A 13,354-nucleotide genomic window follows, 5' to 3' on the forward strand; every position below is an offset into this window, starting at 1 on the left:
TTGATGTCGAAAGAGACGTCCCTGCACGGAGTCCACAAAGGACTGGGTGCGTTGTTCACCGACTTCGCGGGCTGGTCGATGCCGATCCGCTACAGCAGCGAACTGGCGGAGCACAAGGCGGTCCGCGAGACCGCGGGCCTGTTCGACCTCTCCCACATGGCCGAGATCGAGGTGACCGGTCCGCAGGCGGCCGACACCCTCGACTTCGCGCTGGTCGGCAACCTGTCCGGCGTCAAGCCGGGCCGGGCGCGCTACACGATGATCTGCGACGAGAACGGCGGCGTGCTGGACGATCTGGTCGTCTACCGCCTCGAGGACGAGAAGTTCCTGGTCGTGGCCAACGCGGGCAACGCCTCCGTGGTCGCGGAGGCACTGGCCGAGCGGGTCTCCGGCTTCGACGCCGTCGTCGAGAACAAGTCCGAGGACGTCGCGCTGATCGCCGTCCAGGGCCCGAAGGCCGTCGAGATCCTCGGCGCCGTCACCGACGCCGACCTCGGCGCGCTCAAGTACTACGCGAGCGTCCCGGCCGTCGTGAAGGGTCACGACGTCCTGCTCGCCCGCACCGGCTACACCGGCGAGGACGGCTTCGAGCTGTACGTCCCGGCCGGTGAGGCCCCCGCCGTCTGGCGCATCCTGACCGACGCGGGCGAGCCGCACGGCCTGCTCCCGGCCGGCCTCGCCTGCCGCGACACCCTGCGCCTCGAAGCCGGGATGCCGTTGTACGGCAACGAACTCAGCCTCCAGCTGAGCCCGTTCGAAGCCGGTCTCGGCCGCGTCGTCAAGTTCGAGAAGCCCGGCGACTTCGTCGGCAAGGCCGCGCTCGAGGAGCTGTCCAAGAAGGACGTTCCCCGGGTGCGCGTGGGGCTCAAGGGCTCCGGCCGCCGCGCCCCGCGCCACGGCTACACCGTCCTGGCGGGCGAGACCGAGATCGGCGAGGTCACCAGCGGTGCCCTGTCGCCGACCCTGGGTTACCCGATCGCCATGGCCTACGTGGACCGGGAGCACTCCGAGCCCGGCACCGAGCTTTCCGTCGACATCCGGGGCCGCATCGAGCCCGTCGAGGTCGTCGCCCTGCCCTTCTACTCCCGCGCCTGAAAGGCCCTTTCGCAACCATGAGCATCCCCCAGGACCTGAAGTACACGAAGGAACACGAGTGGCTGAACGTCGCCGACGGCGTCGCCACCGTGGGCATCACCGCCTTCGCCGCCGAGTCGCTCGGTGACATCGTGTTCGTCCAGCTTCCCTCGGTCGGCGACACCGTCACCGCGGGCGAGGTGTTCGGCGAGGTCGAGTCGACCAAGTCGGTCAGCGAGCTGTACGCGCCCGTGGACGGCGAGGTCGTCGAGGTGAACGAGGCCACAACGGACACCCCCGAGCTCATCAACTCGGACCCGTACGCCGAAGGATGGCTCCTGAAGGTGCGTCTGTCCGGCGACGTGCCCGCCCTGCTCGACGCCCAGGCGTACGCCGTCCTGACCCAGGAGAACTGAGATGTTCAACGCTGCCCTGTCCGAAGTGGACCCCGAGGTCGCCACGGCCGTCGCCGCCGAACTCGACCGGCAGCAGTCGACCCTGGAGATGATCGCCTCGGAGAACTTCGCCCCGGTGGGCGTGCTCGAGGCACAGGGTTCGGTGCTGACCAACAAGTACGCCGAGGGGTACCCCGGCCGCCGCTACTACGGCGGTTGCGAGCACGTCGACGTCATCGAACAGCTGGCGATCGACCGTGCGAAGGCCCTGTTCGGCGCCGAGCACGCCAACGTCCAGCCGCATTCGGGCGCGCAGGCCAACGCCGCCGCCATGGTCGCGGTGCTCAACCCCGGCGACACCATCCTCGGTCTCGACCTCGCCCACGGCGGGCACCTGACGCACGGGATGAAGATCAACTTTTCCGGCAAGCTCTACAACGTCGTCGCCTACCACGTCGACAAGGAGACCGGGATCGTCGACGTCGAGGAGATCGAGCGCCTCGCCAAGGAGCACAAGCCGAAGCTGATCATCGCCGGCTGGTCGGCGTACCCGCGTCAGCTCGACTTCGCCGAGTTCCGCCGCATCGCCGACGAGGTCGGCGCGAAGGTCATGGTCGACATGGCGCACTTCGCCGGTCTCGTCGCCGCGGGCCTGCACCCGAGCCCGGTGCCCTACGCGGACATCGTCACCACGACCACGCACAAGACCCTCGGCGGTCCGCGCGGCGGCATCATCCTGTGCCGCCAGGAACTCGCCAAGAAGATCAACTCGGCGGTGTTCCCCGGTCAGCAGGGCGGTCCGCTGGAGCACGTCATCGCCGCCAAGGCCGTCGCGCTCAAGATCGCCGCGAGCGAGGAGTTCCGCGAGCGTCAGCAGCGTGTGCTCGAAGGCGCGAAGATCCTGGCCGACCGCCTCTCGCGCACGGACTGCGCCGAAGCGGGCGTCCGCGTGCTGACCGGCGGCACCGACGTGCACCTGGTGCTCGTCGATCTGGTCAACTCCACTTTGGACGGTCAGCAGGCCGAGGACCGGCTGCACTCGGTCGGCATCACGGTCAACCGCAACGCCGTCCCGTTCGACCCGCGCCCGCCGATGATCACCTCGGGCCTGCGCATCGGCACCCCGGCGCTGGCGACCCGCGGCTTCGGCGCCGAGGACTTCGCCGAGGTCGGCGACATCATCGCCGAGGCGCTGCGCCCCGACTTCGACGAGGACCTGCGCCGGTCGCTGTCCGCCAGGGTGGAACTGCTGGCCAAGAAGCACCCGCTGTACGCGGACCTCAACCGATGAGCGCGGTCCCCGAGGGGCGCAAACTTCTCCGGCTCGAAGTCCGCAACGCGCAGACCCCGATCGAGAAGAAGCCGCCGTGGATCAAGACGCGCGCGCGGATGGGCCCCGAGTTCACCGAGCTCAAGGGCCTGGTCAAGCGTGAAGGCCTCCACACCGTGTGTGAGGAGGCCGGTTGTCCCAACATCTACGAATGCTGGGAAGACCGTGAGGCCACGTTCCTGATCGGTGGGGACCAGTGCACGCGCCGGTGTGACTTCTGCCAGATCGACACCGGCAAGCCGGCGGCGCTGGACACGACCGAGCCGCGCAAGGTGGCGGAGTCGGTGCAGGCCATGGGGTTGCGCTACTCGACGGTGACCGGTGTGGCGCGTGACGACCTCGAAGACGGCGGCGCGTGGCTGTACGCTGAAACCGTCCGGCAGATTCACGCGTTGAACCCGGGTACCGGTGTGGAGCTGTTGATCCCGGACTTCAACGCGGATCCGGATCAGCTGGCCGAGGTGTTCGGTTCGCGGCCCGAGGTGCTCGCGCACAACGTGGAGACGGTCCCGCGGATCTTCAAGCGGATCCGGCCGGGTTTCCGGTACGCGCGGTCGCTCGAAGTGATCACTCGGGCCCGTGAGGCCGGTCTGGTGACGAAGTCGAATTTGATCTTGGGCATGGGAGAGACTCCGGAGGAGGTGGCTCCGGCGATGAAGGACCTGGTCGACGCGGGCTGCGAGATCTTGACGATCACCCAGTACCTGCGGCCTTCGCCTCGGCATCATCCGGTGGACCGGTGGGTGAAGCCGGAGGAGTTCGTCGAGCACTCGAACGCCGCCGAGGCGATGGGCTTCGCCGGCGTGATGGCCGGGCCGCTCGTACGCTCGTCGTATCGGGCCGGTCGCCTTTTCGCCCAGACGAAGGCCCACCGCGGCGAAGAGCTGTCGGAGAACTTGGCCCATCTCGCCGCCGAAGGGCCCGCGGCCCAAGAAGCCAGCTCACTGCTGGCCAGATAGGAAGGAGGGCAGATCAATGGCGATCAGCGTCTTCGACCTGTTTTCGATCGGCATCGGCCCCTCCAGCTCCCATACGGTGGGCCCGATGCGGGCGGCACTGACCTTTGTGGACGGTCTGGCCGCGGACGGTGACCTGACGGCCACGACGCGTGTCCAGAGCGAGCTTTTCGGCTCGCTCGGCGCGACCGGGTTCGGGCACGGCAGCGACAAGGCCGTGCTGCTCGGGCTGTCCGGGGAGCGTCCGGAGGAGATCGACACCGACACGGTGGCAGGCAAGATCGCGGAGATCCGCGAATCCTGTCTGCTGAAGCTGCGCGGTGACCACGAGGTCGTGTTCACCGAGGACACCGACCTGACCATGCACCGGCGGAAGTCGTTGCCGGCGCATCCGAACGGGATGATCTTCCGCGCGTTCGACGCCGACGGGAAGGTGCTGCGCGAGCGGACCTACTACTCGGTCGGCGGCGGGTTCGTGCGCGATGAGTCCTACGAGACCGACACCGTCGTCGTCGAGGACTCGACGCGGCTGGAATTCCCGTTCCGCACCGGCGCGGATCTGCTGAAGCACTGCGAGGACACCGGGCTGCCGATCAGCGAGATCATGCTGCGCAACGAACTCTCCTGGCGCACGCGCGAGGAGATCCGCGAAGGTCTGCTGGAGATCTGGCAGGTCATGGCGGAATGCGTGCGCAACGGCTGCGAGCACGAGGGCGTCCTGCCCGGCGGGCTGAAGGTGCCGCGCCGCGCGAGGGCGTTGCACGAGAAGCTGCTCGCCGAGGACGGCGTCGGCGACCCGCTGTACGCGATGGACTGGGTGAGCCTGTACGCGCTCGCGGTCAACGAGGAGAACGCCGCGGGCGGCCGCGTCGTCACCGCGCCGACCAACGGCGCGGCGGGGATCATCCCGGCCGTTCTGCACTACTACCAGCGGTTCATCCGAGGCTCGTCGGACGACGGCATCGTGACGTTCATGCTCACTGCGGGCGCGATCGGCTCGATCCTCAAGCAGACGGGCTCGATCTCGGGCGCCGAGGTCGGCTGCCAGGGCGAGGTCGGTTCGGCCAGCGCGATGGCCGCCGCCGGGCTCACGGAGGTCCTCGGCGGCTCGCCCGCGCAGGTGGAGAACGCCGCCGAGATCGGCGTCGAACACCACCTGGGGCTGACCTGCGACCCGGTCGGCGGGCTGGTGCAGATCCCGTGCATCGAGCGCAACGCCGTCGGCGCTTCCAAGGCGATCCACGCCGCGCGGATGGCGATGCGCGGCGACGGTTCGCACATCGTGACGCTGGACAAGGCGATCAAGACGATGCGTGAGACCGGCGCCGACATGAGCGTGAAGTACAAGGAGACCTCGCGGGGCGGCCTCGCCGTGAACGTCATCGAATGCTGACGGCTCCGCAATTCGGCACCTGCTTGCGATGTATGCGTGCGCAAGTACCGCAACCAGGTGCCGAATTGCGGGCCGCCTAAACTCGAAGGGTGGAGTCGAGCACGGTCGCGAACGCGGGTGACGCGCTGTTCCGCCCGGTGCGCGCGGGCAACGCCTTCGAGGAGACCGTCGAACGGCTGCTCCAGGCGATCCGGCTCGGCGTGGTGGGCGCGGGGGAGCGGCTGCCGTCGGAGCGTGAGCTCGCCGAGCGGCTCGGGGTCAGCCGGGTGACGCTGCGCGAGGCCATCCGCGCGCTGTCCGACGCGGGCTACGTCGAGTCGCGGCGCGGCCGTTACGGCGGCACCTTCGTCAACGACGTCCTGCCCGACCCGCCCGCCGCCGACGGGCGGAAGGTCGACAACGCCACCTTGGAAGACGCCCTGGGCCTGCGGCACGTCCTGGAAACCGGCGCCGCCGAGATGGCGGCTTCGCGGTCCCTCAGCCCGGCCGACCGGCAGCATCTGACCAGCACACTCGCCGAGGCGGCGGCGGCCGACGTCGGCGATTACCGGCGCAAGGATTCGCGGCTGCACCTGGCGATCGCCGAGGTCACCGCGTCCGGCTCGCTGACCACGGCGATGGCAGGCGCGCGGATGCGGGTCAACCAGCTGCTCGACATGATCCCGCTGCTCGAACCGAATCTGGAGCACTCCAACGCCCAGCACGAGGCCATCGTCGACGCGATCCTCGCCGGTGATCCGGAGGGGGCCCGCCGCGCGATGACGGAGCACGTCGAAGGGACGGCTTCACTGCTTCGCGCGTTCCTCGCCTGATCCCGTCCACCCTCCGCAATTCGTCACCTACTTGCGGTGGTTCGCGATGCCAACTACCGCAAGTAGGTGACGAAATGCGGAGGCCCGGACGGTCGGGCGGCTGGCCGGGCATGCCCCCAATGTGGCATTGGAGACGCTCAGCGCCCCCAATGCCGCATTGGGGGCACAGCGCGAGCGGCGAACGGCACCTTCGCGATTCCCGCAGGTAGGTCTTGAGCGGCGATTCGGGTTTGACCCGATTCCACCCACGCCTCCCCGCAATTCGGCACCTACTTGCGGTGGTTCGCGATGCCAACTACCGCAAGTAGGTGACGAAATGCGGAGGCCCGGACACGGTCCGGTGATTTTCCCACAACCTTTTCACTCGTTCGGGCGTCTTAGCTGGCGTGGAGAACCCGGATGAGTCAGTCGCACCCGAGTCGGAGACCACGGCCACCCCCGAGCCGAAAGGGAAGAAGCGCAGGTGGCGCCGGATCGCCGCCTGGACGCTCGGCCTGCTCGTCGGCATCCCGGTGGTCACGTTCGGGATCGCGTACGTCCTGCTCGACGTCCGCAGCCCGGAGGAGGTGCTCGCCGGGCTTGACAAGACCGTCGTCCTGCAGAACGCGGACGGTTCCGAACTGCTCAAGGTGATCCCGCCCGGCGGCGACCGGCTGTTCGTGCCCTACGACGCCATCCCCGCGAAGCTGCGCGACGCGATCGTCGCGACCGAGGACCCGACCTTCTGGGACAACGAGGGCTTCGATCTCACCGGACTCGGCCGCGCGCTGGTGACCGGTGTCGGCGGCGGCTCGGGGATCACGCAGCAGTACATCAAGAAATCCACCGGCAACGAGGACGCCACCCTCACCCGCAAGTTCTCCGAACTGGTGCTCGCCACGAAGATCACCCAGCAGCAGACCAAGAAAGAGATCTTCGAGAGCTACATCAACATCATCTCGTTCGGCCGCGGCACCTACGGCCCGGCGTCGGCGATGAACGCCTACTTCGGCCGCAAACTCGACGACTCGATGACCTGGAGCGAGGCGGCCTTCCTCGCCGGCATGATCCAGTCGCCGTCGGTGCACGACCCGTACGCCTCCACCCACGAGCACGCCATGAAGCGCTGGACCTACGTGGTGAACAAGCTCGTCGCGCGGGGTTACGTCAGTCAGGCCGAAGCGGTCGGCATGACCTATCCGGAGGACGCGATCCAGGCGCCGTCGGAGACCCGCGCCGGTCGCGTCACCTACGAGAAGTACCACGTCAAGCAGCAGGTCCTGGCCGAGCTGGAGCAGGTCGGCTACCCGCTGGACCGGCTTCGTGGCGGCGCGATGAGGGTCGAGACGACCATCGATCCGCGTGCCCAGGCAGAAGCCGAGAAAGCGGTCAAGGAGCGGTTGCAGGGGCAGCCGGAGCACTTCCGCGCGTCGCTCGTCGCCGTCGAACCGGGGACCGGCGCCATCCGCGCCTACAACGGCGGCGGCTGGAGCGTGCACGACTACGCCGGCACCCCGTACGGCACGGGCGCGGCCTTCCAGCCGTTCACCCTCGCCGCCGGACTCGAACAAGGCGTCGACGTGGACGAACCGCTGAAGGCGCCCGCGCAGGTCGACTTCCTCGGCGAGACCTTCAAGTTCCAGGACCAGTGCGGCGAGACCGGCAAATGCACGCTTCGTGAGGCGATGGGCCGCGACGCGCAGGGCCCCTTCGTCGACCTGGCGAAGAAACTCGGCGCGGAAACGGTCCGGAACGGCGCCCGCGCGGCCGGGATTCCCGAGGCCATCGACGGCGCCGTCACCCTGCGCGAAAAGGACGGGTTCCTGATCGGCCCCGGGATCGCGGTCGGCCGGTATCCCTTGCGGCCCAGCGACATGGCCGGTGCCTACGCGACGTTCGCCGCGGACGGCATGCGCGCCACCCCGCATCTGGTGTCGAAGATCCGGGACGAGAAGGGTGAGATCGTCTGGGAACGGCCCTCGGACAGGACCCCCGCGTTCAAGGGCGACGAGGCGCTGAGCCGCCGGGTCGCGGGCACGATCAGCCAGGTGCTGACCACCGGGCTGAAAGACCGTCCGGCGGCGCTGAAGACCGGCGACTTCCGGTACAACGAGACGGACGACAACGCGGGCGGCTGGGCGGTCGGGTACACGCCCCAGCTCGCGACCGCGGTCTGGGTCGGCTCCGACGAGCCACGCCGGATGCGGGACGCCGCCGGGGAGAAGCTGACCGGCAGGACGATCCCGGCCGAGATGTGGCAGCGCTTCATGACCGGCTTCCACCAGGGACTGCCGGTGCGATGGCCGGTCCCCGCGACCACGGCGGCACCCCGCCCGCGCTGACGCCAGGGCGGTCTCGCGTGACTGAACGGACGACACGTGTGACTGGACGGACGACACACGTGATCAGGCGGACGGCACCGTGTCGTCCGCCTGATCACGCGTGACGGCCGCCCGCTAGGACGTCACCAGGACGATCGTCAGGCCGTCGTACCCCTTCTTGCCGACGGTCTGCAACGCGGTCGCGTCGACCCGCGGTTCGGCGGCGATCAGTTCGTGCATCCGCCGGAGTCCTTCGATCTCGTCGGAGGTGTTCGCCGGGTCGGCCACCGCCCCGGCGCGGACGACGTTGTCGATCACGATCACGCCGCCCGGCCTGGTCAGCTTCAGTGCCGCCTCGAAGTAGGCCGGATTGTTGACCCGGTCCGCGTCGATGAACGTCAGGTCGAGCGGTCCCTCGACTCCGGGCAACAGGTCCAGCGCTTCCCCGATCCGGATGTCCACGCGCTCGCCGACACCGGCGGCGTCGATGCTCTTCCGCGCGACCTCGGCGAATTTCGGGTAGTACTCGAGCGTCACGAGACGCCCTTCCGGTGGCAGGGCGCGGGCGAGCCAGATGGTGCTGTAGCCGCCGAGCGTGCCGATCTCCAGTATCGAGCGGGCGCCGATCATCTTCGCCAGCAGATGGAGCAGTTTGCCCTGGTTGGGGGCGACGGCGATGGGCGGCATCCCGGCCTCGTCCGAGGCGAGAAGAGCCTCGTCGAGGGTGCGGTCGGCCGGAATGAGCGCGTCGAAGATGTATTCGTCGACCTTGGACCAGATTTCCTGAGTCATGGAACCTCCCCGGGCAAACCTAATGCCGTCCGCCGATCACGAAAGCGTCCATCGGGGCGGCCGTCCGGACGAATCTCAGGCGGCGCGGCGCCCGGCTTTCGGGATCACCAGCGGAGTCCCGGTCTCGGGGCACGGCATGACGCGGCAGGGCAGCTCGAAGATCTTTTCGACGTTGGCGGCGGTGACGACCTCCTCGGGCGCGCCCGTCGCCAGTACCTCTCCGTCCCGCATCGCGATCATGTGCGTCGCGTACCGGGCGGCGTGGTTGAGGTCGTGCAGCACCGCGACCAGCGTCCGGCCCTGCTCCTGGTGCAGTTGCGCGCACAGGTCGAGGATGTCCATCTGGTGTGCGATGTCCAGATAGGTCGTCGGCTCGTCGAGCAGGAGGAGATCGGTCTCCTGGGCGAGCGCCATCGCCATCCACACACGCTGCCGCTGGCCGCCCGACAGTTCGTCGACCAGCCGCTCGGCGAGGTCGTCGACCCCGGTGGCGCGCATGGATTCCGCGACCACGGTGGCGTCCTCGCGGGACCACTGGCGCAGCAGCCGCTGATGCGGGTACCGGCCGCGCGCGACGAGGTCCGCGACGGTGATGCCGTCGGGCGCGATCGAGCTCTGCGGCAGCAGGCCGAGCCGCCGGGCGACCTCCTTGGCCGGGAACGAGCTGATCACCTGGCCGTCGAGGAACACCGAACCCTGGCGGGGTTTGAGCATCCGCGCGAGCGCGCGCAGCAGGGTCGTCTTGCCGCAGGCGTTCGGGCCGACGATGACGGTGAACGACCGGTCGGGGATGACCACCCCGAGGTCCTGGGCCACGGTCCGGCCGTCGTAGGCGAGCGTCAGCGCGTCCGCGTGCAGGCGGGACGTCGTGCTCTGCTCGGTGAGGGTTTCCACGGTCTCCACGCAGGTTAGGCTAACCTAGGACTCCGCCGTTGTGGTGTTCCGTAGGTCGCAGTCGGCTCACAACGGTCTTCGATGGCATCATCCCCAGTGCAATCCCCTGAATGCACTCGGTGCGATCGAAGGACGGCATGGAGGACTACCGGATAGTCGCGGACGAGATCTCCGCCGACGTCGAGGCGGGCAGGCTCCGCCCGGGTGACCGGCTGCCCCCGCAGCGGCGGTTCGCCCGCGAACGCGGGATCGCCAACTCGACCGCCGCCAGGGTCTACGGCGAACTCGTCCGGAGAGGTGTCGTGGTCGGCGAGGTCGGCCGCGGGACGTTCGTCCGCGCAGGGAGGCCGCCGCTGGAGACCGCGCTCGCCGAACCGGGTGGCGCGACCGTCGACCTCGAACTCAACTTCGCCGTCCTGCCCGAGCAAACGGCGCTGGTCGGGAAGGCGCTGGAGTCGTTGCTGCGGGAAGACGTCCTGACCGCGGCGCTGCGGCCGGGGAGCGTGTTCGGCTCGAAGCAGGCGCGGGATGCCGCCGCCGGCCTGTTCGCGAAGGACGGCTGGGCTCCGGAGATCCTCTTCGCCGGCAGCGGGCGTCAGGCCATCGCGGCCGCCATCGCCGCCTTCGTGCCGATGGGGGAACGGCTCGCCGTCGAAGCCATCACGTACCCGGTGGTCAAGGCGCTCGCCGGACGGCTCGGCGTCCAGTTGGTGCCCATCGAGACCGACGACATGGGGCTCATTCCCGAGGCGCTCGAAGCCGCGTCCGTCCGCGCGCTGTACGTCCAGCCGACACTGCACAATCCGCTGGGGTCCACAATGGACGAAGCGCGGCGGGTCGAGCTGGCGGAAACCGTGCGGCGGATGGACATCCCGGTGATCGAGGACGGGATCTACACCTTCCTCCGGCCCGAGATCCGCCCCTTCGCGGCGTACGCGCCGGAACGCACCGTGTTCACCGACAGCATGTCGAAACGGCTCGCCCCGGGGCTGACCACCGGATTCCTCGCCGTCCCGGCGGAATGGACGGAACGGCTGGCCGCGGCCGTGCGCTCGGGCGGCTGGGTCGCGCCGACGCTCGCCGTCGAAGCCGCCACCCGGTGGATCACCGGCGGCACCCTGGAGACCGTCGAACGGGCGAAACGGCTCGACGCCGCCGAACGTCAGCGGGTGACGGCGGCGCGGCTGGCCGGCTTCACGGTGCGCGCCGATCCCCAGGCGTACCACTGCTGGTGGGAACTACCCGAACACTGGCGCGCCGAGACCTTCGTCGCCGCGGCCGCGCGGCGCGGGATCGCGGTCACCCCGGCGGCCGCGTTCGCCGTCGTCCCCGGCCACGCCCCGAACGCGGTGCGCCTCGCCGTCTCGTCGCCACCCCTCGAAACTCTCGCGGCCGCGTTGGACGTCCTCGCCGGTCTCGCTTCCGGCCGCCCTGAGGACGCCGGCGTCGAGTAACCCACCGCAATTCGTCACCTACTCGCGCTACGTGGCGCGTGCGACCATCGCAAGTAGGTGACGAATTGCGTCAGGGGCGGGGTGCCCACTTGCCGACGAAGCTGCCGCACGTGACGGTCTGGCCGGTGAGCCGCGACCGCAGCGCGTTCTCCAGCCCGAGGTAGTCGAAGATCGGCGCGTCGCCCGTGACCTCGGCGGGCACCGGGCCGCCCTTGGCCAGGACCGGCATGCTCACGGTCTGGAACAGCACCAGGTAGTCGCCTTCGCGGTTGAGTTCGTCGGCCCTCGCGAGCATGCGTTGCGGTGCGTCGGCGACGATCTCCAGCGGCAGCGGCCATTCCAGCGGGAACGGGTTGCGCAGGCCGAAGGCGGGATAGACGAACGGGTTGTCGGGCAGGACCGCCGTGCGCCCCGCGGGATGGCGCGTGACGCAGTCCTGGATCTGGGCGATGTAGGTGAAAGTGCCAGGGTTCGTCCGGATGCCGCGCATCGACGGCGTCACCGTGCCGAGGTCACCGGTCAGTTTCTCGCGCGCCATGTCGAGATACGCGGCTTCGTCGTGGTGCACGACCACGGCCCAGCCCGACGCCAGCACCGCGACCAGGCCCATCGCGGTGGCGCCTGCCAAGGCGATCCGGCGAGGCGGATCCGGCAGCGGGGGCAGCGCGTCCGACAGTTCCAGGATCGCCGTCAGCGCCAGCGTTCCGGTGAACAACGTCGGGGTGTCGTTCCCCCAGGACAGGCTGGTCATGAAGCCGGTCGCGAAGACGAGCGCGCCCATTCGCGGGAACCGCCGTTTCGCCGCCCAGTTCACCAGCAGCGCGACACCGAGGATCCACCAGAGGACGTCCGCCCAGCGCGACGCACCGGTGAAGTGTCCATCCACGACGGTGCCGACCACCACCGCCACCCCCGCCAGGAGCAGTAGCCGCGCGAGGATCGCCCCGGCGAATCCGGCGCGTTCGCGGAAGACCGCGAGCAGGGCCAGAAGCACCCCGGCGATCGCGAAGAAGGTCAGGCCCCGCACCGGCGGCAGCAGCAGGGTCTCGGGATTTTCCAGCCACAGACCGAGAAGTCGCTCGCCGTACGCGGGAAGGCCGCCGGTGAGCTGCTCGGCCATCGCGCCGAGCCCGCCGTCGACCGTGACGATTCCGAGGTAGAACACCAGGAAAGCACCCAGCGCCAGCAGATCCCAGGCCAGGCGCCCCCACCAGCGGCCGGTGCGGAACGCGCCTTCCCGCAGCGACGGGTGCAGCAGCAACCAGCACAACGCGATCAGCGGCACCGGCGCGAAACTCTGTTTGACGAACACCGCGGTGCCCAGCAGCACCAGGCCGAGCCGCCGTGGCCACGCCTTCCCGTTGCGCAGCCCCGAATCCAGCGCCCAGGCACCGCAGGCGGTGAGGAAGATCCCGTCGATCGTGTGCCAGGCCATCAGCGGGAAGGCGTTGAGGTTCAGCAGCGACGCGGCCGCCGTCAGCCCGGTGAGCCCCGGCCCCCAGTCGCGGACGCGGCGGCGGGTGACCAGTACGGCGAACGCGATGGTCGCCAGGATGATCTCCAGCATGCTGAGCACGCTGGAGACGAAGAACAGCGGCCCGGGCAGCACGAAGTCGACGATGTGCAGGTACGCCGAACCCAGTGGCCGTGCGGAGATGATGTCGGAGTGCGGGACCTCTCCGTGCCGCACGCGCCAGGCCTGGGCGAGGATGAAACCCTGGTCCGACGGGTGGAAACCGAAGCGCCCCACCCGGAGTTCGGTGGCGACGGCGAGCGCGAGCACCCACGCCGCGTGCAGGGAAAGCCGCAGCACTGTCCTGGACGGACGTACCACCCCGGTGTCCGGTCCGGTCGTCAGCGGGGGACTGGCGACGTCCACACTGCCCCTTCCCTCCTCGTCCTGCCTCGGCCCGAGTCCGCCGACCCCCCGGCGTATCGGAAACCGATGGTAGCG

11 protein-coding genes are annotated in these 13,354 nt (G+C 69.3%); 8 read left to right on the forward strand and 3 right to left on the reverse strand.

Annotation, left to right across the window (positions count from 1 at the left end; genetic code table 11):
* The first annotated feature begins 3 nt into the window (after nt 1-3).
* The 7 genes from gcvT to ACIHAO_RS39015 all read left to right on the forward strand — a co-directional run bounded on the left by gcvT (nt 4) and on the right by ACIHAO_RS39015 (nt 8,281).
* Nucleotides 4-1,095: a glycine cleavage system aminomethyltransferase GcvT gene (gene gcvT, locus ACIHAO_RS38985; protein ID WP_396566672.1), complete on the forward strand. Its 1,092-nt coding sequence runs from the start codon at nt 4-6 to the stop codon at nt 1,093-1,095.
* Between the two features lie 17 nt (nt 1,096-1,112).
* Entirely contained in the window at nt 1,113-1,490 is a 378-nt protein-coding gene (gcvH, locus tag ACIHAO_RS38990; RefSeq protein ID WP_016336369.1) for a glycine cleavage system protein GcvH, read from the forward strand.
* Between the two features lies 1 nt (nt 1,491).
* Nucleotides 1,492-2,760, forward strand: a complete 1,269-nt coding sequence (gene glyA / locus ACIHAO_RS38995; protein ID WP_396566675.1) for a serine hydroxymethyltransferase — start codon at nt 1,492-1,494, stop codon at nt 2,758-2,760.
* Complete coding sequence (lipA, locus tag ACIHAO_RS39000; protein WP_396566677.1) at nt 2,757-3,758, forward strand: lipoyl synthase; 1,002 nt, start codon at nt 2,757-2,759, stop codon at nt 3,756-3,758. The genes glyA and lipA overlap by 4 nt, the downstream gene beginning before the upstream one ends.
* Nucleotides 3,759-3,774: 16 nt before the next feature.
* A complete protein-coding gene (locus tag ACIHAO_RS39005) occupies nt 3,775-5,148 on the forward strand; it encodes an L-serine ammonia-lyase (protein WP_396566679.1) in 1,374 nt (457 codons plus the stop codon).
* Between the two features lie 89 nt (nt 5,149-5,237).
* Nucleotides 5,238-5,960: a FadR/GntR family transcriptional regulator gene (locus ACIHAO_RS39010; RefSeq protein WP_396566681.1), complete on the forward strand. Its 723-nt coding sequence runs from the start codon at nt 5,238-5,240 to the stop codon at nt 5,958-5,960.
* 386 nt (nt 5,961-6,346) lie between these two features.
* The gene (locus ACIHAO_RS39015; RefSeq protein WP_396566683.1) at nt 6,347-8,281 is read left to right on the forward strand and encodes a transglycosylase domain-containing protein; all 1,935 of its coding nucleotides are present in this window, start codon (nt 6,347-6,349) and stop codon (nt 8,279-8,281) included.
* Between the two features lie 114 nt (nt 8,282-8,395).
* Here the strand turns inward: ACIHAO_RS39015 and ACIHAO_RS39020 are convergent, their stop codons facing one another.
* Both ACIHAO_RS39020 and ACIHAO_RS39025 read right to left on the reverse strand, forming a co-directional pair.
* On the reverse strand, nt 8,396-9,052 hold the full coding sequence (locus ACIHAO_RS39020) for an O-methyltransferase (RefSeq protein ID WP_396566685.1): 657 nt from the start codon (nt 9,050-9,052) through the stop codon (nt 8,396-8,398).
* 75 nt (nt 9,053-9,127) lie between these two features.
* Nucleotides 9,128-9,955: an ABC transporter ATP-binding protein gene (locus tag ACIHAO_RS39025; RefSeq protein ID WP_125786622.1), complete on the reverse strand. Its 828-nt coding sequence runs from the start codon at nt 9,953-9,955 to the stop codon at nt 9,128-9,130.
* A gap of 128 nt (nt 9,956-10,083) precedes the next feature.
* Here ACIHAO_RS39025 and ACIHAO_RS39030 point away from each other — a divergent pair, with 128 nt between their 5' ends.
* Nucleotides 10,084-11,400 (forward strand): PLP-dependent aminotransferase family protein, encoded by a 1,317-nt coding sequence (locus ACIHAO_RS39030; RefSeq protein WP_396566769.1) that lies wholly within the window; start codon nt 10,084-10,086, stop codon nt 11,398-11,400.
* A 70-nt stretch (nt 11,401-11,470) separates the two neighbouring features.
* Here the strand turns inward: ACIHAO_RS39030 and ACIHAO_RS39035 are convergent, their stop codons facing one another.
* Nucleotides 11,471-13,279 (reverse strand): hypothetical protein, encoded by a 1,809-nt coding sequence (locus ACIHAO_RS39035; RefSeq protein ID WP_396566687.1) that lies wholly within the window; start codon nt 13,277-13,279, stop codon nt 11,471-11,473.
* Nucleotides 13,280-13,354 lie beyond the last annotated feature (75 nt).

This window comes from Amycolatopsis sp. NPDC052450, assembly GCF_044547565.1.
Lineage (GTDB): Bacteria > Actinomycetota > Actinomycetes > Mycobacteriales > Pseudonocardiaceae > Amycolatopsis.